The organism is Phyllobacterium sp. TAF24, from assembly GCF_052113785.1.
Classification (GTDB): Bacteria; Pseudomonadota; Alphaproteobacteria; order Rhizobiales; family Rhizobiaceae; genus Phyllobacterium.
Genome location: NZ_JBFRDN010000007.1, coordinates 1 through 23,159, shown reverse-complemented (window position 1 = coordinate 23,159; position 23,159 = coordinate 1). Strand labels below are relative to the sequence as shown.

28 protein-coding genes and 3 tRNA genes are annotated in these 23,159 nt (G+C 53.7%); 16 read left to right on the top strand and 15 right to left on the bottom strand.

The genetic code is table 11. From position 1 onward, the window contains the following. The first annotated feature begins 28 nt into the window (after window positions 1-28). Window positions 29-346: a TfoX/Sxy family protein gene (locus AB4Y96_RS08215; protein WP_091877061.1), complete on the top strand. Its 318-nt coding sequence runs from the start codon at window positions 29-31 to the stop codon at window positions 344-346. A gap of 60 nt (window positions 347-406) precedes the next feature. On the opposite strand, the gene AB4Y96_RS08210 is transcribed toward AB4Y96_RS08215, so the two are convergent. From AB4Y96_RS08210 to AB4Y96_RS08200, 3 genes are all read right to left on the bottom strand, one after another. Then, window positions 407-808 carry an NUDIX domain-containing protein gene (locus tag AB4Y96_RS08210; protein ID WP_441916585.1) on the bottom strand — a complete coding sequence of 134 codons (402 nt, stop codon included), beginning with the start codon at window positions 806-808 and terminating at the stop codon, window positions 407-409. Between the two features lie 10 nt (window positions 809-818). Next, window positions 819-2,354: a DEAD/DEAH box helicase gene (locus tag AB4Y96_RS08205; protein WP_441916583.1), complete on the bottom strand. Its 1,536-nt coding sequence runs from the start codon at window positions 2,352-2,354 to the stop codon at window positions 819-821. A gap of 189 nt (window positions 2,355-2,543) precedes the next feature. Then, window positions 2,544-3,317 carry an NAD kinase gene (locus AB4Y96_RS08200; protein WP_091877056.1) on the bottom strand — a complete coding sequence of 258 codons (774 nt, stop codon included), beginning with the start codon at window positions 3,315-3,317 and terminating at the stop codon, window positions 2,544-2,546. Window positions 3,318-3,472: 155 nt separating this feature from the next. On the opposite strand from AB4Y96_RS08200, the gene AB4Y96_RS08195 reads away from it, so the two are divergent. Further along, a tRNA-Thr gene (locus tag AB4Y96_RS08195) sits at window positions 3,473-3,548 on the top strand. A 157-nt stretch (window positions 3,549-3,705) separates the two neighbouring features. On the opposite strand, the gene AB4Y96_RS08190 is transcribed toward AB4Y96_RS08195, so the two are convergent. Then, complete coding sequence (locus AB4Y96_RS08190) at window positions 3,706-3,993, bottom strand: putative quinol monooxygenase (protein ID WP_441916581.1); 288 nt, start codon at window positions 3,991-3,993, stop codon at window positions 3,706-3,708. Between the two features lie 173 nt (window positions 3,994-4,166). Continuing rightward, window positions 4,167-4,691 carry a hypothetical protein gene (locus AB4Y96_RS08185; protein ID WP_441916580.1) on the bottom strand — a complete coding sequence of 175 codons (525 nt, stop codon included), beginning with the start codon at window positions 4,689-4,691 and terminating at the stop codon, window positions 4,167-4,169. Window positions 4,692-4,953: 262 nt separating this feature from the next. Here AB4Y96_RS08185 and AB4Y96_RS08180 point away from each other — a divergent pair, with 262 nt between their 5' ends. Beyond that, window positions 4,954-5,274, top strand: a complete 321-nt coding sequence (locus AB4Y96_RS08180) for a hypothetical protein (protein ID WP_441916578.1) — start codon at window positions 4,954-4,956, stop codon at window positions 5,272-5,274. 330 nt (window positions 5,275-5,604) lie between these two features. On the opposite strand, the gene AB4Y96_RS08175 is transcribed toward AB4Y96_RS08180, so the two are convergent. Beyond that, a complete protein-coding gene (locus tag AB4Y96_RS08175) occupies window positions 5,605-5,880 on the bottom strand; it encodes a hypothetical protein (protein ID WP_441916576.1) in 276 nt (91 codons plus the stop codon). 105 nt (window positions 5,881-5,985) lie between these two features. On the opposite strand from AB4Y96_RS08175, the gene AB4Y96_RS08170 reads away from it, so the two are divergent. Beyond that, the gene (locus tag AB4Y96_RS08170) at window positions 5,986-6,300 is read left to right on the top strand and encodes a PepSY domain-containing protein (protein ID WP_441916574.1); all 315 of its coding nucleotides are present in this window, start codon (window positions 5,986-5,988) and stop codon (window positions 6,298-6,300) included. Window positions 6,301-6,563: 263 nt separating this feature from the next. Here AB4Y96_RS08170 and AB4Y96_RS08165 read toward each other — a convergent pair whose 3' ends face one another. Together AB4Y96_RS08165 and AB4Y96_RS08160 are read right to left on the bottom strand one after the other, a co-directional pair. Continuing rightward, complete coding sequence (locus AB4Y96_RS08165; protein WP_091877049.1) at window positions 6,564-7,001, bottom strand: VOC family protein; 438 nt, start codon at window positions 6,999-7,001, stop codon at window positions 6,564-6,566. A gap of 143 nt (window positions 7,002-7,144) precedes the next feature. Further along, window positions 7,145-8,074 carry a LysR family transcriptional regulator gene (locus AB4Y96_RS08160; RefSeq protein ID WP_441916572.1) on the bottom strand — a complete coding sequence of 310 codons (930 nt, stop codon included), beginning with the start codon at window positions 8,072-8,074 and terminating at the stop codon, window positions 7,145-7,147. A 128-nt stretch (window positions 8,075-8,202) separates the two neighbouring features. Between AB4Y96_RS08160 and AB4Y96_RS08155 the strand changes: the two genes are divergently transcribed. From AB4Y96_RS08155 to AB4Y96_RS08140, 4 genes are all read left to right on the top strand, one after another. Continuing rightward, complete coding sequence (locus tag AB4Y96_RS08155) at window positions 8,203-8,682, top strand: carboxymuconolactone decarboxylase family protein (protein WP_441916570.1); 480 nt, start codon at window positions 8,203-8,205, stop codon at window positions 8,680-8,682. A 61-nt stretch (window positions 8,683-8,743) separates the two neighbouring features. Continuing rightward, the gene (locus AB4Y96_RS08150; protein WP_441916568.1) at window positions 8,744-9,496 is read left to right on the top strand and encodes an SDR family oxidoreductase; all 753 of its coding nucleotides are present in this window, start codon (window positions 8,744-8,746) and stop codon (window positions 9,494-9,496) included. A 35-nt stretch (window positions 9,497-9,531) separates the two neighbouring features. Continuing rightward, window positions 9,532-9,954 (top strand): cupin domain-containing protein, encoded by a 423-nt coding sequence (locus AB4Y96_RS08145; protein WP_091877040.1) that lies wholly within the window; start codon window positions 9,532-9,534, stop codon window positions 9,952-9,954. A gap of 68 nt (window positions 9,955-10,022) precedes the next feature. Then, window positions 10,023-11,042, top strand: a complete 1,020-nt coding sequence (locus AB4Y96_RS08140) for a mechanosensitive ion channel family protein (RefSeq protein ID WP_441916566.1) — start codon at window positions 10,023-10,025, stop codon at window positions 11,040-11,042. Here AB4Y96_RS08140 and AB4Y96_RS08135 read toward each other — a convergent pair. Further along, window positions 11,025-11,513, bottom strand: a complete 489-nt coding sequence (locus AB4Y96_RS08135; RefSeq protein WP_091877036.1) for an RrF2 family transcriptional regulator — start codon at window positions 11,511-11,513, stop codon at window positions 11,025-11,027. The genes AB4Y96_RS08140 and AB4Y96_RS08135 overlap by 18 nt on opposite strands. Window positions 11,514-11,681: 168 nt before the next feature. Here AB4Y96_RS08135 and AB4Y96_RS08130 point away from each other — a divergent pair, with 168 nt between their 5' ends. The 3 genes from AB4Y96_RS08130 (at window position 11,682) to AB4Y96_RS08120 (ending at window position 14,434) form a co-directional block, all read left to right on the top strand. Continuing rightward, a complete protein-coding gene (locus AB4Y96_RS08130; RefSeq protein WP_441916564.1) occupies window positions 11,682-12,215 on the top strand; it encodes a cupin domain-containing protein in 534 nt (177 codons plus the stop codon). Window positions 12,216-12,227: 12 nt separating this feature from the next. After that, window positions 12,228-13,148: an aminoglycoside phosphotransferase family protein gene (locus AB4Y96_RS08125; protein WP_441916562.1), complete on the top strand. Its 921-nt coding sequence runs from the start codon at window positions 12,228-12,230 to the stop codon at window positions 13,146-13,148. Window positions 13,149-13,312: 164 nt separating this feature from the next. Then, window positions 13,313-14,434 carry an ABC transporter substrate-binding protein gene (locus AB4Y96_RS08120; RefSeq protein ID WP_091877030.1) on the top strand — a complete coding sequence of 374 codons (1,122 nt, stop codon included), beginning with the start codon at window positions 13,313-13,315 and terminating at the stop codon, window positions 14,432-14,434. A gap of 104 nt (window positions 14,435-14,538) precedes the next feature. On the opposite strand, the gene AB4Y96_RS08115 is transcribed toward AB4Y96_RS08120, so the two are convergent. Then, complete coding sequence (locus AB4Y96_RS08115; RefSeq protein ID WP_091877028.1) at window positions 14,539-15,114, bottom strand: transglycosylase SLT domain-containing protein; 576 nt, start codon at window positions 15,112-15,114, stop codon at window positions 14,539-14,541. 251 nt (window positions 15,115-15,365) lie between these two features. Between AB4Y96_RS08115 and AB4Y96_RS08110 the strand changes: the two genes are divergently transcribed. Both AB4Y96_RS08110 and AB4Y96_RS08105 read left to right on the top strand, forming a co-directional pair. Further along, on the top strand, window positions 15,366-16,370 hold the full coding sequence (locus tag AB4Y96_RS08110; RefSeq protein WP_441916560.1) for an alpha/beta hydrolase: 1,005 nt from the start codon (window positions 15,366-15,368) through the stop codon (window positions 16,368-16,370). A 356-nt stretch (window positions 16,371-16,726) separates the two neighbouring features. Then, window positions 16,727-17,701, top strand: coding sequence for a sterol desaturase family protein (locus tag AB4Y96_RS08105; RefSeq protein ID WP_441916559.1), 975 nt, complete (start codon window positions 16,727-16,729; stop codon window positions 17,699-17,701). Window positions 17,702-17,718: 17 nt separating this feature from the next. Here AB4Y96_RS08105 and AB4Y96_RS08100 read toward each other — a convergent pair whose 3' ends face one another. The 5 genes from AB4Y96_RS08100 to rlmB form a co-directional block, all read right to left on the bottom strand. Further along, window positions 17,719-18,612, bottom strand: a complete 894-nt coding sequence (locus AB4Y96_RS08100; RefSeq protein WP_091877023.1) for a WcbI family polysaccharide biosynthesis putative acetyltransferase — start codon at window positions 18,610-18,612, stop codon at window positions 17,719-17,721. A 13-nt stretch (window positions 18,613-18,625) separates the two neighbouring features. Continuing rightward, window positions 18,626-19,696 (bottom strand): GSCFA domain-containing protein, encoded by a 1,071-nt coding sequence (locus AB4Y96_RS08095; protein ID WP_441916558.1) that lies wholly within the window; start codon window positions 19,694-19,696, stop codon window positions 18,626-18,628. A gap of 166 nt (window positions 19,697-19,862) precedes the next feature. Beyond that, window positions 19,863-20,456 carry a YceI family protein gene (locus tag AB4Y96_RS08090; protein WP_441916557.1) on the bottom strand — a complete coding sequence of 198 codons (594 nt, stop codon included), beginning with the start codon at window positions 20,454-20,456 and terminating at the stop codon, window positions 19,863-19,865. Next, complete coding sequence (locus AB4Y96_RS08085) at window positions 20,453-21,043, bottom strand: cytochrome b (protein WP_441916556.1); 591 nt, start codon at window positions 21,041-21,043, stop codon at window positions 20,453-20,455. Before AB4Y96_RS08085 ends, AB4Y96_RS08090 begins: the two co-directional genes overlap by 4 nt. Before the next feature lie 99 nt (window positions 21,044-21,142). Beyond that, window positions 21,143-22,006 (bottom strand): 23S rRNA (guanosine(2251)-2'-O)-methyltransferase RlmB, encoded by an 864-nt coding sequence (gene rlmB / locus AB4Y96_RS08080; protein WP_091877016.1) that lies wholly within the window; start codon window positions 22,004-22,006, stop codon window positions 21,143-21,145. 258 nt (window positions 22,007-22,264) lie between these two features. Between rlmB and AB4Y96_RS08075 the strand changes: the two genes are divergently transcribed. The 3 genes from AB4Y96_RS08075 to AB4Y96_RS08065 all read left to right on the top strand — a co-directional run. Continuing rightward, window positions 22,265-22,349 (top strand) — tRNA-Tyr (locus tag AB4Y96_RS08075). Between the two features lie 123 nt (window positions 22,350-22,472). After that, a tRNA-Gly gene (locus AB4Y96_RS08070) sits at window positions 22,473-22,546 on the top strand. Between the two features lie 240 nt (window positions 22,547-22,786). After that, window positions 22,787-23,159: GTP-binding protein (locus tag AB4Y96_RS08065; protein ID WP_441916555.1), on the top strand; the 373-nt coding region annotated here is incomplete at its 3' end.

The following is a 23,159-nucleotide window of genomic DNA, read 5'->3' as shown; positions in this document are numbered from 1 at the left end:
CCGTCTTTGCGCCTGCAATACTCAAGCCATGGACAATGATGCGATTCACGACCTGTTTTCCGGCCTCGGGCCCGTCACCATCAAACGCATGTTTGGCGGCAAGGGCATCTATCATCACGGGCTGGTTTTCGCGCTTGAGGTTGCCGACGAAATCCTCTTGAAGGCTGACAAGGTCTCTGCACCGGATTTTGAGGCCGCCGGTTGCCGGCGGTGGACCTACGAAGGCAAATCAAAAACTGTCGAAATGCCTTATTGGTCAATCCCTGCCGATGCGTTTGATGACCCTGACATCATGACCGAATGGGCGCGCAAGGCCTATGAGGCCTCGCTGCGTGCGGTGAAGTAACAGGACCTGTCAGCAGAATGGCCCGACCCGTTGATTAAAGCTCCCTCCGTAAGAGGGGGCTCAGGCGTCTTGACGGATCAATTCCAGCGCATGAATGGTCGGGAGCGTAAGCTTCGCGGGGAGGTTATCGAGAGGAAACCAGTCGATACCGCCATGTTTGTCCGGTTCAAGCAGCTGCATTTCGCCGGAAAATGTTTCGGCAAGGAACAGGACGCCAAACCAGTGCTGGCGCTCATCGTGGAAAAGCTGCTCGCTAAGGCCAAGCTGGCGGATGGAGCCAGCCTCAAGGCTGGTCTCCTCAAAGGCTTCGCGTCTGATTGCCTGTTCGGCGGTCTCCAGAAAATCGATCTTGCCGCCGGGGATACCCCAGGCGCCGATCTCGGGGCTTTTCTTGCGTTGTAACAAGAGGATATGGCCGTCCCTTAAGAAGACGATTCCACATCCAACGCCCGGTGCATTCACGATCGAGCCCTCAGATTTTTGTATCGATCAGCATGAAGGCAGGGATTTCATCGCCAAAACCAACCGGTGATGGATCATTGTCATTTCGGTCGCGGCGATGATCGCGGCGCGGTTCCTGTTCACGGCGCGGTTGTTCCTGCGGGGCAGCAGGACGGGCACGGCGCTGTTCATTGTCGGCCTTGATGGCAGCTTTTTGCGGCTTCTCGGCGGTCTTCTTGACCGGTACTTCAACGGCGTCAGGCTGTTCGCCGGTTTCCTTGGCGCGTTCGGCGGCGGCGATGATGTCGATTTCCGACTGCGGGCGTTCGCGTTCGCGGCCCTCATTGCGCGGCTTGCGCTTGGTTTCACTCTTGCCGCGGGCATTGCGGCCACGGCGTGGTGCTTCGTCGGTTTCTTCCGAAACGGGCAGGGTGGCAAGATCGCCATCATACCAGTTGATATCTTCGCCGATCAGTTTTTCAATGGACGCAAGATGTTTTACGTCGGCTGGCGTGACCAGCGTAAAAGCCTTGCCGGAACGTCCGGCGCGGCCCGTGCGACCGATGCGGTGTACATAATCTTCCGAATGAATAGGCACGTCGAAATTGAAGACATGGCTCACGTCAGGAATATCAAGACCGCGTGCCGCCACATCGGAGGCCACGAGAATCTTCAGTTTGCCGTCCTTGAAATTGGCCAGCATCGTCGTGCGGGCGCGCTGATCCATGTCGCCATGCAGGGCACCGGCATCGAACTCATGCTTGACCAGCGAGCGGAACAGTTCGGAAACGTCTTTCTTGCGATTGCAGAAAATGATCGCGTTTTTCAGGCCATCTTCTTCAGCGCGGATCAGATCGCGCAGCTTGGCGCGCTTTTCCCAATCTTTTTTGCCTGATTTGACCAGTTGCTGCTCAACCGTCTTGGCTGTGGTCGCGGCCTTGGCGACTTCAACACGCACGGGCGCATGCAGGAACTGTTCCGTCAGCTTGGTAATCTCTGGCGGCATGGTGGCCGAGAAGAACAATGTCTGGCGGGTGAAGGGGATCAGCTTGCAGATACGCTCAATATCGGGAATGAAACCCATATCGAGCATACGGTCGGCTTCGTCGATGACGAGAATATCAACACCGGTCAGAAGCAGCTTGCCGCGCTCGAAATGGTCGAGCAGGCGGCCGGGCGTGGCAATGAGCACATCGGCGCCGCGTTCAAGCTTGCGCAACTGGTCATCAAAGGAAACGCCGCCAATCAGCAGCGCGACATTGAGCCGGTGGTTCTTGCCATATTTGACAAAGTTTTCCTCGACCTGCGCGGCAAGCTCGCGTGTTGGCTCAAGGATCAGCGTGCGGGGCATACGCGCGCGGGCGCGGCCCTGTTCAAGCAATGTGAGCATCGGCAGCACAAAGGAAGCAGTCTTGCCTGTTCCGGTCTGGGCGATGCCGAGAACATCCTTGCGCTGCAGCGCGTGCGGGATCGCCCCAGCCTGAATCGGAGTGGGGATGGTGTATCCTGCTGCTTCCACAGCATCGAGCACTTTCGGCGAAAGGCCCAGATCAGCGAACGTGGTCAATGGAGATTTAACTTTCTATCTGCAGTCGATGCCGCACATGTCCGTTATTTTGCCAATGGAATGGGGTGCTTTTCATTGCACAATGTCTTGCAGGAATGGCGTTACGGCCCATACCAACAAAAGTCAACTCTTGCATCCCTTGAGATTTAAGAGTCTGTTACAATTGTGCATCACTTTAGTCTAATGTTGTCAATAAAGGAACTGTTCTTTGAGAATCCGTTCATTCCATGAATGGTTCTTGTCAAACAGAATGGTTGCACGCAACTGGGATGCTTCTTCGACTGTCACCGAAAGCACCGACTTTACTTCCGTGTGATCAGCGACAGCGTTGACCGGCCGCTTTTCCGGTTCAAGGATGTCGAGCCGTACCGTGACCTTGTTTGACAGGAGCGCACCGCGCCAGCGGCGCGGGCGGAACGGGGAAACCGGGGTGAGGGCGAGCAGCCGTGCATCAAGTGGCAGGATGGGGCCCTGAGCTGACAGATTGTAAGCGGTGGAGCCGGCTGGGGTTGCCACCATCACGCCATCGCAGATCAGTTCTTCAAGCCGGACCTGATCGTCAACGGTGATCTTGATCTTGGCTGCCTGATAGGACTGTCGCAGCAGATAGACATCATTGAGCGCAAAGGAGGTCACTGTGCCCTCTTCAAGCGATTCTGCAACCATCTTCAGCGGGCGGATCGTTTCGGCCTGTGCGGCCTCCACACGCTCTTTCAGGTCGGTCTCGCTATACTCGTTCATGAGGAAGCCGACAGAGCCCCTGTTCATGCCATAGGTCATCTTGCCCTGGTTCATGTGGTTCTGCAGGGTCTGCAGCATGAAACCATCACCGCCCAGCGCGACGATGACATCGGCATCCTTCGGTGCGGTCTGGCCGTAAAGCTTGACGAGATTGTGCATAGCCTCGTCGGATTCCGGTGTTCCGGAGGAAAGAAAAGCGAAGGTTTCAATATTCCGGTTCATGGCTGCCTGCGTGTCCGAGCATCTCAAGGACGTATCGCCTAGCACGGCGCGATTGATCTGGCAAAATGCTGCTCAATCAAAAAAAGCGGGAAAATTGCATAAAGTGCTGTTTTTCCATTTTACATCCGGGATGTTTGTGCTAATCGGACGCCGCTGCCCTTGTAGCTCAGTTGGTAGAGCATCTGATTTGTAATCAGAGGGTCGGGAGTTCGAGTCTCTCCGGGGGCACCATTTTTCTTTTAGCGATTCTTAAGTTGTTGACTGTCCAGCACCTTTTTAAAGGTGCGGGGCAATGCGTTCTCAATCTGGTCCGCAATGCGCTTCGAAGACTTAATTCGACGCATCTTTCGATCCACGGCATTCACCGCCATGGAGAGTTGTACCAAATTCAGAATGGAGCTTCTGACCGGCTGATATAGTGCTTCTGCACTTTGACATCATGCATTTTGACACCAGTCTTAGGCGGATTACAATTCTTGCGCCAAGCCGCCAGCACTTCGTCGGAAGTCCATATTTCGATCATATTTACTCTGGTTGGATCAATTGGGTCAGCGCTGATTGATAAATCGATGCAGCCCGGATAAGCCCGCGCCCTGTGAACAAGATCGGCGAAAGCGTCTACATATGATTGGCGAAGTTTGGGTGAAACGGAATAGTGGCCTGCGATAATGAGCATCTTGGTCTCCTCTTGAGTATGTCCTTGTAAGGAAGACGCGTGGAGAGCGATAAAACCGACAGCCAAAGGTAATTTTTCTCCCTTATGGGCAGTTACTGCACACTTAGTCGATGCAGCCAATGTAGGGCCGGAGATTGCAAATATTCGGATGGCTCACGCGTGTGGCCCGTCAGCTACCTGTTGCGTTGCAGATTTGCCGCCCAGTTGTGCCAATAGGCGGCAACCTCTGAGGTTTGTTTCACGATATGGTCATGCGAGGGCCCGGCTTTCCATAAATCCAGTCGGTAGATATCAGCTGGGACGGATGTTTCATTGCCATCGGAGTCATTTCCCGCCTGCATGTTGCGTGCATAATAGCGTGCCCGATACGAACCGGCAGGAATAGGGAATTCATGGCCGCTGTCTGCTGCCCATTCGAGAAGCGTGCCCGTATCAGTTGAGGATAATAACGAAACTTCAACAATCTCGTCCCAAGACGCGTCAATGCCGGGTTCCGCTTCAAAGAGGTTGATTGTTAGTCCAACTTCGCCTGTGTGTGTGCCAGTTATCAAGAAAAGCAAGTTGGGAGCGCTCGCGCCACATATTCCATTGCTTTGACCGCGAAAACAATTGTCGATATCCCCATCAAACGTTGCCCCAAATTCAAAATACATCTGTCCGTAATAGACATTCATGTTTTGCGAGAAGAGCTGCGTCACCGATATCCGCCTTTCATACAATCATTGTATCGACAGGACTTTGACATAGCAGGCGGAACACAAATAGCTGCATTCCTGTCCCAACCTGTCCACGATGCGATAAAGGAACTTCGGGGTGAATTGAGGGGAAGGGCAGCGGAAAACAAGCACGCGGCTTAATGTAGTGCTTGCAGCGTTGGCATCGGGTAAGAGAATGTGACTGTTTGTAAGAAGTCTGATCGCATGTGTTTTTAAGACATTGAGCTATTGCAGGGAGCATGTGATGGGCGAAGGCGTATTGATAATTTCGTTTGTGCTGTTTTGGTTATCCTTGGTCTCGTTGTTTGTCGTATTTTTTGTTCGCATAGTTCGGCGAAACGGATTGTTTCCAACGAATATGCCTTCATGGAATCCGTTTGCTAGCACTGAAAAAAATGCAGCTATCTATCGTGAACAGAATAAACGTCAATTGATGGCCTTCAAGGAAATTGGAAAATATTATTCAACGCAATTTGGAAAGTTTCATATGATGGCAGTGGCGTGTTTGGCGGTCACGACATTTGCTTCATTGATTTGGATGCTTATAGAACGCAAGCATGGATAAGACTTCTCGTCTGGAGAGATACTTTTGGTTGACATTGCTGTTGTTGGTGTTCGCCGGGACAATGTTCGTTATGCGCGGGTGTTGGGTCGTGAACGACCATATCGATAAATGTATGGACCAGACGTCTGGACATTACATCGAGGACGATCAACTAAGAGCCGAACAATGTTCAAACCCGCCTTGATTTTTAAACCCACCATCGGATGGCTGTTTGTATCAGCTATGATCTTGGGAATTGTAGTGTTTGCAATCAACGGTAGCTGAAGGTACCTTAACACACGTGTTATCTCAAGTTCAAATATATATTATACAAATATACTTTGACAATACCTACAAATATATGTCTATTATTTGCGTAATAGGGGGAAAGAAAATGAAAGTAATCATTTCGTCAATATTTATAGTTTCGATGTTTTTAAGCTCCGTTTCAATGGCGGGGCCGTGCAATAATCCGGGTGATACTGCATCCGACGGATCTCGCTGTGGCGGTCGGGCAGCATCTGAGAAGCCCGGCGGAAAATAAAGCACGATGTTGTCCTTTTGCTTTGAGACGACCGACAGCTGGTTGTGAGAACGGAACTTGTTTCTCCTTGCCAGTGCATTCATTCCTTTCGCCTCACAATGGCCCTAAACGGATTCTTAACCGTCAGTTGTGGGGTGCCTGCGAAGCATTGGTCAAACAGCTTGGCAGGAACAGTTAAGGAGAGAGTAATGCACAAGGTTCTGGTAATGGCAGGAGCAGCGGCTCTGATGGTGGTTTCTTCAGCGCCATCATACGCACAATCCATCGAAATTGGTCCGGGCGGGGTTCGGCTTGTTGAACCTCAGATGGAACGTTCTTATCGGCGCATCAGCAACATAAGCGAGAGAACAGCCGTGCGGATCGCGCGTGCGGAGGGGCTTCGCGATGTTGACGATGTTACGAGAACGCGGTCGCGGTTCATAATTGAGGGAACCGACTATCGAGGGGATGATATTAAAGTCTCCGTCGATCGTCGAACCGGAGAAGTAATCTCGGTCGATTAAATCGGCCGCGCTATATCAGCCCCACTTTCCTGCGGATTGTGGGGCTTTTCATTTCTGGAAGATGGAATGTTGGTTCGCTCAACTAAGATGAGGCCCGGCAGTAACGGGGGAAGGGTTGCCGGACCTCATGTTGTACCCTGGAGAGCGACAACAGAGAAAACGTGATGCTTCGATATGGCGATTTCAAGATGCGCCCAACAATCAGGGCTTGTTCTATTGTCATCGTTTCAGAGAAAATGCCTGTCAGATCCCGATCGTGCGAATTAGCTGAGTTCTTGGGCGAGTCCGATGAGAAGTTTTCCGGGCCCGCGGATATAGCAGAGCCGATACACGTCTTTATACTGCACGACTTCGCCGACGACCTGTGCACCGCGCTTGCGGAGCCTTTCGAGCGTGTCGTCAATGTCATCTACGGTGAACATGACGCGCAGGTAGCCCAAGGCATTGACCGGGGCGTTTCGATGATCTGCGATGACAGGTGGCGTGAGGAAACGGGATAGCTCCAATCGGCTGTGGCCATCAGGCGTACGCATCATGGCAATCTCGACGCGCTGATCGCCCAGTCCGGTGACACGCCCGGCCCATTCTCCTTCGATCATGGCCCGTCCTTCAAGCTCAAGGCCAAGCTCGCGAAAGAAATCAATCGTCTCTTCGAGGTCATCGACGACGATTCCTATATTGTCCATCCGTTTCAGCGCCATGTGTCCAACCTTTCCAATCCACAAGGTGTCATCTACGGCCACGAGGGCCCCCGCATCTTCCGAAGCAGGGCCTCATTGCCATGGCGAGTCAAGCGTGAATAATGCGCTCAGGGGTGTCCGCTTGGCGCGCCGACATGATGTTCTTAATTCTCATCCATGCCTTTTGCCGAGGACGAAGACGCCATCATCGGGTCTTCCCGCACAGCCTCAATGAGGAAATCAAGGGCGATCCGGACGCGCTGGGGCATGTTTCGGCGGGTTGAATAGACAACGCAGATCGGCAGGCGGCTTGGTGGAAAATCGGGCATGACATTGACAAGTCTGCCGTCTTCCAGATCACGGGAGACAAGGATGTGGGAAAGCACCGCAAGCCCGCCTCCAGCCAGAACCGCGCGATGAACCGCGACAGAGTTGTTTGCAATGATGCGGGGGGCAATTGGCACGGCAATGTCATTGGCGCCACTGGAGAACGACCAAACCCGTCCATCCCCGCTGCGGCTATAGGAGATGCAATCATGTGCGTCGATGTCTCCCGGCGTTTCCGGGGCCACTCGCCCTTTTAGATAGTGCGGTGCTGCGACAAGAAAGGCGGTTGTCCATCCGATCCTGCGACAGATCAGGTTACCGTCTGCCACCGGACCAAGGCGAACTTCAAGGTCAATTCCTTCCCCAACCAAATCTGATGGTTCCTCGCGCAAGATCAGTTCCACGGAAAGGTTCGGATGACGTTCGATCAACCCGGCCAGCCTGTCACTTGCATAAAGCCCGAGTGGCGTAGGAAGGGAGAGGCGGACTTTCCCGGATATGGCTGACTTCTCCGTGCAGCTTGCCTCGCCGAGAGCGTCAACCGCTTCGACAACCCTTAATGCCATCGGGATCATCTGCTCACCTTCGACGGTCAGCGTCATTGCAGTTGTGGTGCGATGCAGAAGGCGTGTGTTCAGATGCGCTTCCAGCGCCGATATCTGGCGGGACACGGCGGGCTGCGTCAAATCAAGGTTTGCTGCTGCGGCTGAAAACGAGCCGGTCTCAGTCACCCGAAGGAATGTTCTCAACGCAGATACGATGTCCATCGTCACCCTCATACTTTTCGACATAAGCCTTATGTCTGCAACTTATACGTGAATGGCTTTACAGTCCAGAAATTAAGGATATAAATTATCCATAAGGATATTAAATGTCCTTAATTATGGAGAAAGCAATGACGTCGCGCCTGAACTATGCTCAACAATCGCCTGAACTGTTCAAAAAGCTTTTGGACCTCAGCATGGCCCTGAAAGACAGTGCCATCGAGCAGACTATCCACGATCTCATCCATATCCGGGCGTCACAGATCAATGGCTGTGGGTTTTGCCTCGATATGCATGTCAAGGAAGCAAAAATTCACGGAGAGAGTGAACTGCGCCTCCATCACGTTGCAATCTGGCGAGAGTCGACCCTTTTCGTCCCGCGTGAACGCGCTGCTCTTGCCTGGACTGAAGCGCTCACGACCTTGACGGAGAGCGGTATTCCCGATGAGCTTTATGAGCGAGTGCGTGGACAGCTATCTGAAAAGGAAGTTTCCGATCTGACCTTCTCGATCATGGTCATCAATGCATGGAACCGCGTCAACGTCGCGTTCAAGACTGTCCCGGGTTCGGCCGACAAAGCTTACGGCCTCGACAAAGCCGGTTTGAACTAAAGCCTCCTTCAAACAGTCACAAATACATGCGGGCACAGAGCCCTTTGAACGGAGAAGTCATATGAAAATCGTTATTATTGGTGGAACCGGCCTTATCGGTTCCAAGACAGTTGAACGCCTGCGCAAGCAAGGACATGAGGTGATTGCCGCATCTCCCAACACAGGCGTCAATACCATCACAGGCGAGGGGCTGAACGAAGCGCTTTCCGGTGCGCAGGTCGTCATTGATCTGGCCAATTCGCCATCCTTCGAAGACAAGGCCGTGCTGGAGTTTTTTGAAACTTCAGGGCGTAACCTGATTGCGGCGGAAAAATCCGCTGCGGTCAGACATCATATCGCGCTCTCTGTCGTTGGCACAGAACGTCTGCAGGAAAGCGGCTACTTCCGTGCAAAGCTTGCTCAGGAAAATCTGATCAGGGCCGCAGGCATTCCCTATACGATTGTTCATTCCACACAGTTCATGGAATTCCTCAGTGGCATCGCTCAGTCCGGGACAGTGGGTGACGAGGTGCATCTGTCTCCGGCCTATGTGCAGCCGATCGCTTCCGATGACGTTGCCGATGTTATGGCCGATATCGCACTTGCCCAACCGCTCAACGGGACGCTTGAGATTGCTGGCCCGGAGCGTTCGCGGCTGAGCGATCTGGTCGAACGATACCTCAAGGCGATGGGCGATTCCCGCAAAGTCCAGCCTGATCCGGAGGCTCGCTATTTTGGTGCGCGTCTGGAGGAAGGTTCACTGGTCTCCGACAATAATCCCCGGCTTGGCCGGATTACGTTCGAGCAGTGGTTTGCCACCAGCCGGAAATCGTAAAAGACATTTATCCCACCCAAACAAAGGATTTTGAAATGTTAAGATCAATCATCACCGGCTTTGCTGTTGCGACCGTGGTTTTGGGCGCGCCGGTAATCTCTGCCACCGCAAGCGAAAACACCGCTAAAGTCACGCTCGTCTATGAGCATGAACTGCCGAACGTTCCCGGCAAGAGCATCAAGGGCATACTGGTCGAATACGGACCTGGCGGCTCGTCCGAGGCCCACACGCATCCGACCTCAGCTTTCATCTATGCCACCGTTCTGGAAGGCTCCATCCGCAGTCAGGTCAATGATGGTCCGGTGAAAGTCTACCATGCCGGCGAGAATTTTTCGGAAATGCCGGGTGATCGCCATGGTGTCAGTGCCAATGGCAGTAAGACAAAACCGGCCAAGCTTCTGGCGGTCTTCGTTGTCGATACGAAAGAAAAGGGCCTGACCTTTCCGATCAAGAAGTAAGTCAGAAATGAAAACCGGGTGTCGTTCATTGCACCCGGTTTTGCCATGCAGTGCCAATGAGACATGCCATGTTCAATGATCATCTTCCCTTGCCGCTTATCCTGATCGACCTTTTCGGCGTTGCGGGGGTCGTCGTTTGGCTTTTGCAGGGTCGCGGCCGCCCGACGGCGCGGCTTGTCGTCCAGATTGTTTTCTTCGTCGTTATGACTGCCATACTTGGCTTCAATGGGATTCTGCCGCATCGGTTCACGGAGAAACACCTGCAAGGCGTGGCGGCATTTCTGGCCATGTCCGCGCAGATTCTCTGGTGGACACACCTAGCCTGGGCGATGATTGGATTTGTTCGTATCTATATTGTTGTGGAGCGGAGGCCGCAGGAAGCACGCCTGTTGCAGGATCTGATCGTTGCGGCAGTCTATCTCGGGGTTTTCCTATCCATTTTGGCCTTCGTCTTTGACGTGCCTATCGGTACGCTCGTCGCAACTTCAGGCGTGGTTGCCATTATTTTTGGTCTCGCGCTACAGAACACGCTTGGTGATGTGTTTTCCGGCATTGCGCTAACGCTGGGACGGCCCTTCGTTATCGGTGACTGGATTTTGCTGGGTGATGGCACGGAGGGACGCGTCACCGAAAACAACTGGCGCTCCACCTATCTTTTAACCGGCTCACACAACGTTATCATTCTGCCAAACAGCGTGTTGGCCAAGGTCGGACTGACCAATCTCAGCCGTCCCGATGAGGCCTATCAGATGGTATTGACGGTGCGTATTGCCGCAACAGACAGGCCGCAAGTTATTGAGAATGTCATGCAAGCTGCCTTGCAAGGCTGCACGCAAATCATCAAGGACCCGCCGCCAATCGTCGCCCTCAAAACAATCGATGCGATTGCAATCGAAGCGGAGCTATTCTTTCGCGTGCCTAGCCCGGCCAATAGAACGCCCGCGAAAAATGAGGTGATTGATCTGGTCTATCGCCAATGTGAGGCCAGCGGCCTTTCTCTGGCGATGCCGCCGCAGAGTTATCTGTTCCAGACGCCCGCTGCGCAGCATGCGCTGCCTGCGGCCGCCCCTTCACCCCGCGCGGTCTAACACCCATTCGAAGCTACTCTTCCAGAGTTTGGACGGTATCTCCTGAGACAGGGTTTCCGTCAGTTGAGCCAGATTGACACTGCGCAACCGCTCACGCCACGCTTCATCGGCCTCCCACATGATGCGGGCAACGGCGCATGGGCTGCTTTCGCAATAGCCTTGCGGGCGGCAAGGGTTGTTGGCGCGAATATTGTTGCAGACAAAGGTTCTGGTCTTGCCCTCTACCGCCTCGACAATGTCGAGGAAGCTGAGTTCAGCTGGAGACTTTGCCAATCTGTATCCACCTGACGGACCAAGCGTCGTGTGGACGAGACCTGCCTGCGATAAGCTCTGTAGCGCTTTTGAGAGGTATTCTTTCGGTAACCCGTGGAACTCGGCGAGTGCTTTGGTTGACAGATAGCGGCCGTCAGGCAGACCTGCGAGGATGGCACAACAATGCAACGCCCATTCGACTTGGCTTTTCAGGATCATGAATTCATTCCATAGCCGAACACAATCGGCATTTTATTAAGGACAATAAATATCCCTATTTAATCGCCATGTAAACACGCAAATGCCAGCGGAAAGACCGCGATCAATGTTGCTGGCATCAATTGCACGATCTATCGTCGCGCTGTTCGTTTGATCGGGAGGCATGACATGACATCAACAGGGCGTCCGCCCTTTATTGCGCACTGGTCCGATATCGAGCGGCCGGATGAAGATCACTACAAGGGCGATGATGAACTGCTCGCCGTGGATGCATCATTCGGGCAGCAGTTCGGGCTTGGCAGAATTGGTATCCACCATCAGCGGTTGCTGCCCGGACGGCGCACATCGTTCCCGCATGCCGAAAGCGCAGAGGAAGAATTTGTCTATGTAATCCACGGTACACCTGACGTGTGGATTGATGGGGTATTGCATCGGTTGAAGCCCGGTGATGGTGTCGGTTTTCCCGCAGGGACGGGGATTTGTCACAGCTTTCTCAACAATACTGAGGAAGAGGTGCGTTTGCTGGTTGTGGGGGAAACACCAAAGCCGGAGAATCTCATCTACTATCCCCGTAACCCAGAACGAAAGCCGCTTCGTTCCGATTGGTGGGAGAATCCGCCAGAGCGAACAATGGGTGATCACGACGGATTAACGGACAAGCGGCGGGTCTTGAAAGCGGCCAAGCAAGCCAAACCGGATTAGGAGTGGTCGCCAATGTCTGAGGATGAGCCGCAGGACCGCGCGCCGGTGATCGATGTTGCGCTGGTGAGAAGGCTGGTTGCCACGCAATTTCCGCAATGGGCTGCTCTACCGGTTAAACCTGTCGAGCATGGCGGATGGGACAACCGCACGTTTCATCTTGGCGATGCAATGACGGTGCGGTTGCCGAGCAGCAGGGATTATGCGGAACAAGTCCAGAAGGAACAGTTCTGGCTGCCAAAGCTGGCGGCGCATTTGCCCCTGCCGATCCCGGCGCCGTTGGCCATGGGAATCCCTGACGATAACTATCCATGGCACTGGTCCGTTTATAAATGGCTTGAGGGGGAGGTTGCCAAACCGGAACGTATTGGCGATCTCAAACAGTTTGCTATCGATCTGGCGGCGTTTCTCGCCGTTTTGCAAAGAGCCGATGCAACAGATGGGCCCGCACCCGGGGCGCACAACTTTTATCGTGGTGGGTCCTTGACCATTTATGACGGGCAAACCCGGCAAGCTATTGTGGCGTTGCGGGGCAAGATCGACACCGATGCGGCCACCGCCGCCTGGGATGCTGCGCTTGATGCAACATGGCACGGTGCGCCTGTATGGTTTCATGGGGATATCAGCTTCGGTAATCTTCTGGTCAAGAATGGCACGCTGAGCGCAGTCATTGATTTCGGCACATCAGGTGTAGGTGATCCGTCCTGCGATCTGGCCATCGCCTGGACGTTCTTTCACGGCGAGAGCCGAGGGGCATTTCGCGCTGCTTTGCCACTTGACGAGGCAACATGGGTGCGGGGGCGTGGCTGGACATTGTGGAAGGCATTGATTGTCTATGCCGGACTTGCCGGTACCAATCCGCTTGAAGCAGAGAATTCCCGCAAGGTTCTCGAAGAAGTCCTTGCTGATTATGAGCTTTCGACAAAAAATCCGTAAAATTGGCAATAGGCGAAACGGCGGAAAATCATTCTAATATTTCACTAACCAACGCAGCGTTTTTCCTACTAAATGATCATATGGGAGCCGTGGTATTTCAATTTTACTTATAGTACGGTTCGCTCGTCCTTGGGGACAATTGAAGAAAAATGAGGGGAAAAAACATGCCGTTAAAAAGAATAATGCAAGCTGCGTTACTGGGTGTTGCTTTGGGCGCACCGGCAGCTTTGGCTGACGATCTGAAAATCGCAGTCGCCGGTCCGATGACCGGACAGCTTGCCAATATCGGTGATCAATTCAAACAGGGTGCACAGGCGGCAGCCGCTGCAATCAATGAAAAGGGCGGTGTCAAAGGTCGCCAGATCAAACTGGTGTTCGAAGATGACGTCTGCGATCCAAAACAGGCTGTATCGATTGCCAATCGCATTGTTGCGGAAGGCATCAAGTTTGTTGACGGTCATGCCTGCTCGGGCTCCAGCATTCCCGCTTCGGCTGTATATGCGGAAGCCGGTGTGCTGATGATGACGCCAGCATCATCCAATCCTGATCTGACCGAAGCAGCCGCGAAAAAAGGCTGGTCGACGATCATGCGCCTTTACACGCGTGACGATGGTCAGGGCGAATTTGTCGGACCGTGGATTGCCAAGACGTACAAGGGCAAGCGCGTCGTCATCCTGCATGACAAGGGAGCCTACGGCAAAGGCCTTGCCGATGCGGTGAAGGGCAAGATGAACGAGAGCGGACTGAAGGAAGTCCTCTATGAAGGCATCAATGCTGGTGACAAGGACTATTCGGCGCTGATTACCAAGCTGAAGGAAGCAAAGGCAGACTTTGTTTATTTCGGCGGTTATCATCCGGAAGCCGGTCTCATCCTGCGTCAGGCAGCAGATCAGAACGTCAAGTTCCAGCTGATGATGGGTGACTCCATTGCTTCGCCTGAGTTCTGGGCGGTGGCAGGAAAGACTGGCGAAGGCGTGATGTTCACGTTCCCGGCAAATCCGCAGGCACGTCCTGAGGCAAAGGCAGCAGTCGAGAAAATCAAGGCCAGTGGCTTCACGCCTGATGGTTTCACGCTTTTCTCCTATGCTGTTGTTGAAGCTATCGCCCAGGGCGTGGAACGCGCCGGCAGCGACGATGCGGTGAAGGTTGCCGCCGCACTCAAGGATGGAAAGCCTGTTAACACCGTTGTTGGTGCTGTTGTTTTTGATGAGAAGGGCGACATCAAGGATGCCAAGTATGACATCAATGTCTGGCATGATGGCGCGTACACGGCGATGAAGCCATAAGCCATTCGTAACATCATTGTTTCGATAAACAGAACGGGCGCTCATGGCGCCCGTTTCGTTTGATTGATGATTGAGGCGGGTTGCCCGCGATCCACGCTGTAAATCTACATGCCGCAGCTTTGCATCTGCGCCGCATATTTGCTTGCCATAGCAGCGGTACGGCGCGCGACCCGGTCGATATCAGGTTTGTTTCTCCATGTGCCCCGTGCGTAGTCCTTGGGACCGGCATAATAGGCGACGTAGAGATTGTAGGGGTCGTTGAGCGCAATGCCATTCTTCTGGTGGCTTTGTGCATGGTACCAGCCGACGAAATAGACAGCGTCGGCGAAACTTGTCCGTCCGCTGCCATACCGGCCGGTGCTGCGCTGGAATTCGGCCCATGTCCCGTCGAGCGCCTGGGAATAGCCATATGCGCTGGATGGGCGTGTCCATGGAATAAAGCCAAGCAATTTGGTCCGCGGGGGTCTTGCGCGCGCCTGGAAGCCGGATTCCGTATTGATCGTTGCCATAAGAATAGGAACCGGCACGCCATATTGAGCTTCCGCTCCCTTGGCGTAGGAATACCAATTGTTGAAAAAGCCGTCCTTTTGATCGAACACGGCACAAACATTGTTGGTCTGAGTGGGCGCTGAGGCGCAGCCTGTCAGCAACAACAAAGCAATCATCATCACGCGGCGCATGGGCAAGTCCTTTGTCTTCCCCAATCACCTAGTCCTCAAATCCTAACGGAATCTTACCAAATGGGTTGTGAGGACCACCGGCTTCGATCAAATTTGATGTGATAATTTATTGATCCGCCAGTAAAGCGGCGTGATGCGACGGGTAGCGGTTACAAACAGGCTTGCCTTCGCGCTGCGCCGGTAGCACGTTTGATCACGCGAATCTGTCCTTGTGGCGGAGGCTCGCTTGTCAATTATCCGAAGGCTTTCCCATGCGTGTCACCAATCATCCGGCCGGAACTGTGCACCGCCTTGATATCAACAGCGTGCATCTTCGCAATAATGTTCTGGGCGATCCGACCGATCGAATTGTCGATGTCTATGTGCCTGCCGGCCATGATGGCGCGGGCCTGCCACTGCTTGTCGATCTGGTTGGTTTCACGGCTGGCGGTCCTGCGCATACCAACTGGAAGGGGTTTGGCGAGAATGTGCCGGAGCGGCTCGACCGGTTGATTGGTTGTGGTGAGATGCCGCCTGTGGTCGTTGCATTCCCTGACTGTTTTACCCGTCTGGGTGGCAACCAGTACATAAACAGTGCGGCAATGGGCAATTGGGAAGATTTCCTCATTGATGAGATGTTGCCGAAGGTCGAAGGCCAGTTTCGCTGCGGTGGTTTTGGCAAGCGTGGGGTTTTCGGTAAAAGCTCCGGTGGCTATGGCACGCATGTGCACGCAATGCGCCGGCCTGACGTCTGGTCGGCGGCGGCCAGCCATTCCGGCGATGCGGGGTTTGAACAGCTCTATCTCGCGGAGTTCCCCGGTGTGTTGCGGGCTTTGGCTGAACACGACCTGTCCATCGAAGCCTGGATAAAGGCTTTCGAGGCGAAGCCGAAGAAAAGTGACAATGACACATTGGTGATCATGACACTGGCTCAAGCCGCAACATTTGACCCTGACCCGGCTGCGTTTCTTGGATTGCGTCTACCCATCGATCTGGAAACCTGTGAACTTATCGAGGAGCGGTGGGCCAACTGGCTGGCCTGGGACCCGGCACAGTTGGCGGAAACGCATGGCCATAATCTCAAGAAACTGAAAGCGGTCTATTTCGATTGCGGCACCAAGGATCAGTACAACATCCTTTACGGCTCACGCCGCATCCATCGCACGCTTGACCGACTTGGCATCAGCCATCGCTATGAGGAGTTCGATGACAATCATACGGCTGTGGATTATCGCATGGACATAAGTCTGCCGTTTATCGCCAAGGCCTTGAGTTGACGCTTTGCACGTCCCAAATAGGAGAGGCTTGACCACCAACCAACTTGGAGAGCAGGTAATAATGTCAAGCCTCTGCTGGAAATCCAGCGATGACTGAACCGCGGAATCAAATAAAAGTTCCGGTTGGGAATGTCATAATCAGGATTTCATGCAATGTTCCTGCAATCTAAACTAGTGAAAACCCAACTTGCCGTGCCCGCCAGGATTTGATGTCTGCTCTTCCTTCTGCTTTTTCTGGTGAAAAGCCTCCTTGCCTGGCGCGAGAAGCAAGCCAGTTGAATTAACACCGCGTGAAGCAATATGACTGCGACAAAAATGGAATACAGATTGACGATCCAAAATAGGGGGATTTTCAAATGACAATCCCCAGAAATTCATGGCTCTATGCGGCGCTTTCCCTTTCGCTCTGGCCGCTGTTCTACATTGTCGGTCTCATCGGCACTTATGTAGCCTTCCAGACCCAATCGCCGCTGCTGTGGTTCAATGTGGTTTATTTTTCCGTGGTGGCGTTGATCGCCGTATTCGAACGCATCATGCCCTATGAGGAGACATGGCTGAAACGGGATGGCGAGACGTTCAATGATATCGCCCATACAATGCTGACAAAGGGCGCTGTGCAGATCGCTGCTGCCATTGGAGCATCGTTCCCCATGGCCGTGGCCATCATTGCCCAGCCGGTTCTCGCAACATCCGTGCATATATGGCCAAGCGACTGGCCGCTGGCGATTCAGGTCGTTCTCGGGCTGATTATTGCGGAATTCGGGCTCTATATTGCGCATCGATTGGCTCACGAGAAACTTGCACTCTGGCGGTTTCACGCGCTGCACCACAGTGTCGAGCGTCTGTGGGTCGTCAATACGGGGCGGTTCCACGTGATCGACTCGCTGTTCAAGATCGTGCTCAGCCAGATACCGCTCTATCTGCTAGGTGCGCCATTGCCAGTGTTCCTCTGGATCAGCGCCGTTACTGCGTTCACCGGTCTTTTGACCCATTGCAATGTGGATGTACGAACCGGACCCCTCGACTGGTTCTTGAGCACGCCGCGTCTGCATCGCTGGCACCACTCGAAGGAACTCTCTGAGGGAAACACCAATTATGGTGAGAATCTAGTGCTTTGGGACCAGATACTCGGAACTTACTTTAACCCTCCACGCCCCTCACCAGTGGACATCGGCATCAGTGGCCGTGTCGCCAAGAGTTTCCTTGGCCAGCTTGCTCAACCCTTTTCAGCAAAAGGCGTCCGGCAAATCCTTGGCTATGCTCCGCGAAAGAGCGAAGAGGTAACCGTTCAACCTGCCGTGGCAGAGATAGCGGTCGGGGACAAGGATTGATGTGGTCGTAGCAGGCGTCAGTGGCGCAGGTCGAGGCCCATTCGCGGACCCAGCACGGTATAAAGGCCGGTGTTTCTGAACTGAGCGGGGGTAAATCCGTCAGTCGTGTATTTCTTGAAACAGCCATCAACGAATTCTTCCAAATTCAATACAGTTGATGGGTTGTGGAGATGGCCAGCCGGTCTGAACTCGTATGAGCCATTCGGATTATCAATGCGTTTTGCGAGTTCCGGGTAAAGAGGCCAAACGATGTTGTTGGCAAAATAATCGGGCACGGTGGCGTCCGTGTCCATATCCCCGGTAATCTCCAGTCCGGATGCCTCGATCAGTTTACGAGCCACATCATTAATCACCTGTATTTTGGGATGATTGGATGTGTACATGAATGGGCCGGTTTTCTCCCATTTTGCAAAATCTGCTTCAAGATCAAGGTTGTGATTGCGAGCCGTGCGCAAGAACTCTTCGCGGCCCAGATCATAGGCGTCAAAATAGCCGAGGCGGCCGTAAGTCAAAGCGTTGAAACGTTCGGCAGTGTCTTCCACCGACATCTCATGGGCAAAACCCAGTGCGACTATGCGTGAGTTATATGCGCCAAGGCAGGAGCTGGCGATGCGACCGTCAATGCCAAAATAGGCGATATCCGGATGATATCCGGCAAACACAATGCTTGGCCACATGACGGAGCGGTTAATCTTCAGGACCTGTTGGTGAATTGCCTGATAGCTGCCAATTTCGGAGAAGGACAAGCTTAGATCAAACCCGTCAAACATCTCTTTGATCTGTGTCGGATCAAGGCCATAAATATCAGCAACGCTGAAATGTTGAACATAAGTATCGGGTGATAATGCCTGAACAGCATTCGCAATACCAAGTGCAGCACAGTTTCCAACGACAGCTACGCGTACGGTCATTCGACTTCAGCTCCTAAAATGCCAGTCTTTCCTCATCGCAAAGAACGCCCGCAACATTTGCGTATTCCCGTGCCGTCTCTTCGGCCAATTCCTTGTTGGCACTGCGCGGAGCGGGCTTGGACCGAGGTTTCTGGGAATCGTCGTTGCCAAGATAATGTTTTGCAAACATTGCCATGACGCGTGCCACGCCTTCAGAACGAACAAGACGAAAATCATCTTCATAGTATTGGGCTTGCGACGGGTGGGCGTGAACCATTTCARATGATGGGAAATACGAGACGAAATCGTGGTCTCTAGCCGTTTCTTCGGCGACAACCCTGAGAGCAGATTTGGTATAGGTGTTTGAAAGAAGGACGTGTTGCTTTTCGTAGGTTGCAATCATCGATACCGGGGAAACCGTCAGGATTACCTCGACCGTCGGATTGACGAGCCGCAAATCCTTCAAAAACGCATTCAACAACTCGTTCATTTCATGGACACGGGCGTTGTGGAACTCGTAGCGATCATTCCAGTCCGGGCAGTCAACGGCGCCGGGAACAACCGGGATAGCGGCTTTGTCGCCTTTTGCCAGCCAGCCTTCGGTCAGACCGAAGGTGAAAAGGAAGACTTCACACTCTTCAAAAACCCTGCGAACGGCGCGAAGATGCGATTTTTGCAGATCGAGCAACTCTTCCAGAGTTTCAAAACCTTCTTCCCGTACCRCAGGCCGGAACGGGTCCATATACCGGCCCTGTGAATTGACCCAGTAATTGATTTCCGGTTTGAAGGTCCCGTAGGCTCTCCCCATCAGCTGGTGGAGCTGCAAAACCGTGTATACATTGCCATAGGCGGCGGAGAACTGCCCGTAGAGCGGGTTCTCTTCCTGACCCTTCGGAGGATCTTCGGTCTTGAGATAGGAGTAGCCCTGATCCATTAGCGAGGCCGCAATCCGCTGGGCGAAACAACTGCCCGCTGTGGCGACCCGTGTGGTTCGCTGCAGTTTGACGGGTGTATCAACAATTGGATCGATTTCGTCCCAGGTGTGCGAGCTTATCGCGCGGCGCCAATATTGGTGGTCAGGTAAATCACGGTACGGATGCGACATGAATCTTCCTCCAACACACGGTTAAGCTAATTCATACTAAAGTATATGACAATGGATAACCCCTGTTACGTTCAGTGTATTCTGCCAATTTTGTCTATTCGCGATTTGATGATTAACGCGTTAGCAAGTAAAAACCGTAAATTGTCTTTAATTGTCGTAATTTGTACTAACTTTTCTGCCCGTGGATTGTCATGTCGAACTGTACAACATTGGAATAGATTGGTGTGCCTACATCCATTCCATAGCGCGAGCGCATGACCTTACCTTCGACATGAAAGACAATCGCATTCTTGTCGTGGGTGGAAAGGCTGGCCTGGAAACTGGCAGGGCTGCTTTTGCCGCGTGCGGTCAATATGCCATCGACATTGGCCGTGCTGGGGCCGGTCTGGGTGATTTGTGTCGACTTGAACGTCACTTTTGGAAAATTCTGCGAATCAAACACTGCGTCGGAGCGCAGGAAACTCTCAATGCGGGCCTGACCAGTGCTGACGCTCTCAGGAAAGAGCGTGAATTCGATGGTCGACCGGCTGATGTCGCTGTTGTTAAGGGCAAACACGCCGGAGAACTTTTTGAAGTTACCCGATATGCCGCCGCCGCCGATTTGGGCGACAACAAACCCGATACGGGAAGCGGCATCTATCTGATAGCGGCCCGCCACCTCCGACAGGGTGTCTGCATTGGCCATGGCGGGCACTATAGCGATGAACAAAGCCACCGCAGTCCTTGCTATGCCTGAAGCAAATTTCTTGGCGTTTTTCATGATCTGATATCCTTTTGTGCGGCGATGCGGATGCGAGAATGCCAACCGAGCATGCGCCGCAAGACAGCGTCTTTCTTCCAGAAATGGTGATGAAAGGCCGCCAATATGTGTGCGGCGGCTATGAATGCGGAGAGATAGGCCAGCCAGGCGTGGCTGGCTGTCCAGAATGCTTCCGCCTGATCTGATATTGTCAGAGGTAGCGACGGTATGACGACGAGATTGAAGGCAAAGGTGGGTATCTGCAGCGGTGAACTCGACGCCAGTGCCCAGCCAGTCAATGGAATGAGGAAGAGCGCGAGATAAAGGATGCCATGCGCCATATGCGCTGCCAAACGTTCAATGCGGCTCATATCAACCGGATCGCGCGGGCGCGGATTTGCCATTCGCCAGAGCAGCCGGAATGCTGAAAGGCCAAGAATGAGAAATCCGAAGGACTTGTGCCATTGAAAAAGGCTGAACTGCAGCGCGAAATCGCTGGTTCGAACCATCAGATAGCCGAGCAGAATCTGCCCTATGAAGATGATGGCAATGATCCAATGGAATAGGATCGTCACCAGCCCATAAGATTCCGTATTATTTCGCAGCATCGGTACACTCCGTCAGGAGGGCACCACTTATTCAAGTGCGTGCCCTGACGTGGAATGAACACCGCAGCAGCGAAAAATATTCAGATCGATGATTCTTTTTTAATCGGCCTTGGCAGTCAGGAAACGCTGAGCTGCATAAAGCGATATAGCCGCCGCATTGGAAACGTTAAGTGACTTGATCGCACCGGGCATGTCGAGCCGGGCGAGGTGGGTCACTGTTTCACGCGTCTTTTGGCGCAGGCCTTTGCCTTCTGCACCGAGAACCAGAGCGATGCGATCACCTGCCATGGTTTTTTCCAGCTCCAGCGGGCCTTCCGAATCAAGCCCGATCGTGGCGAAGCCAAGTTCGTGCAGTTCGTCGATCGCTTCGGCGAGATTGCGCACCTCAATATGCGGAATAAGTTCAAGTGCGCCGGAGGCAGCCTTGGCCAATACACCCGATTCCTGCGGGCTGTGACGCGCTGTCGTTACAATGGCACCGGCACCGAAAGCCACGGCAGAGCGCATGATGGCGCCGACATTGTGCGGATCGGTGACCTGATCGAGAATCAGCAGGAGCTTGCTGTCTTTGAGCGCCTTCAGCGACTGGGCCTTTAGCGGTTTGACCTCGATCATCACACCCTGATGCACGGCTTCCGAACCGGTCTCCCGGTCGATAGCACGCGGATCGACAATATCGACATCAAAGGGCAGGGCGTCCGAATCGGCAATTTCCAGCCGGTCGAGGGCATTTTTTGTCACAAGCATGCGCTTGATCTGGCGATTTGGGTTATCCAGCGCCGCGCGCACCGTGTGCAGGCCATAAAGGCGCACCAGTCCTTCCGGCGCCTGCGTGCCTTCCGTCGCTGGCCGTGTGGGGCGCTGCGCTTGTGGCGGGCCTCCTGCCTTCTTGTCGCGGAACTGGCGACGCAGCGTGGCATAGTGGGAATCTTTGGGTGTGTGGGATGGTTTATCTTCGCTCATGGCGCAACCTATAACCTTTCAGCTCGCCCGGCGATATATGCTTATTGGCGAAAATGCGGGCATTTCGGTTTTCTGCGCTGCAACGGCATGAACCGGCGCCCCGGAGCATTGATTTTCACAGGGCCCGTCATTTTCTTCTGCAGACTGTTGACACCACGAAAGCTAGTCGGCATAAGGCCACCCGCAAGCCGCCGCTGGAAAACAAATTCGGCAGACGGTTTGCAGAGTGCCTGATGGCGCGGTTCCACGGCAGTGACCGGAGGAGTGCCCGAGTGGTTAAAGGGGACGGACTGTAAATCCGTTAGCTTGGCTTACGTTGGTTCGAATCCAACCTCCTCCACCACTGCCGGAACCGCCCGCCTGGCGCACGCCGCCAAGACCTGAAATGGTTTTGGTATGGCTTGTGCGCTGTGATGAGTGTTACTGTTGTCCTTGTGCGTCATGAATGCACGGCACAGTAAGGTGTGCGGGTATAGCTCAGTGGTAGAGCAGCAGCCTTCCAAGCTGAATATGCGGGTTCGATTCCCGCTACCCGCTCCAGATTTACAAGAGCACCGCGTGCACGCGTGAGCGTGTATTGGTGCTCTTCGATTTTTGTCTTGAGCATTGCACGCCGCTCATGTGTCCCCATATGAACGAGCATGATCAGGACAAAGCTAACCCGGATTGATCGTAACTGATCGGGCGGGCGACTGAGCTGACGGACGGCGTGCTGTCTCGTCTGAGCTACAAACATGGTACCGGCCCTAGACCGGTTGTGATGACGAGAGAACGACAGCTATGGCTAAGAGCAAGTTTGAACGTAACAAGCCGCACGTCAACATCGGCACGATTGGTCACGTTGACCATGGCAAGACGTCGTTGACAGCAGCGATTACGAAGTATTTTGGTGAGTACAAGCCTTACGACCAGATCGATGCAGCGCCTGAAGAAAAGGCCCGCGGTATCACGATCTCGACGGCACACGTTGAGTATGAGACGCCAGCGCGTCACTATGCACACGTTGATTGCCCCGGCCACGCTGACTATGTGAAGAACATGATCACCGGCGCCGCGCAGATGGACGGCGCGATCCTGGTTGTGTCGGCTGCCGACGGCCCGATGCCACAGACCCGCGAGCACATCCTGCTTGCCCGTCAGGTTGGTGTTCCTG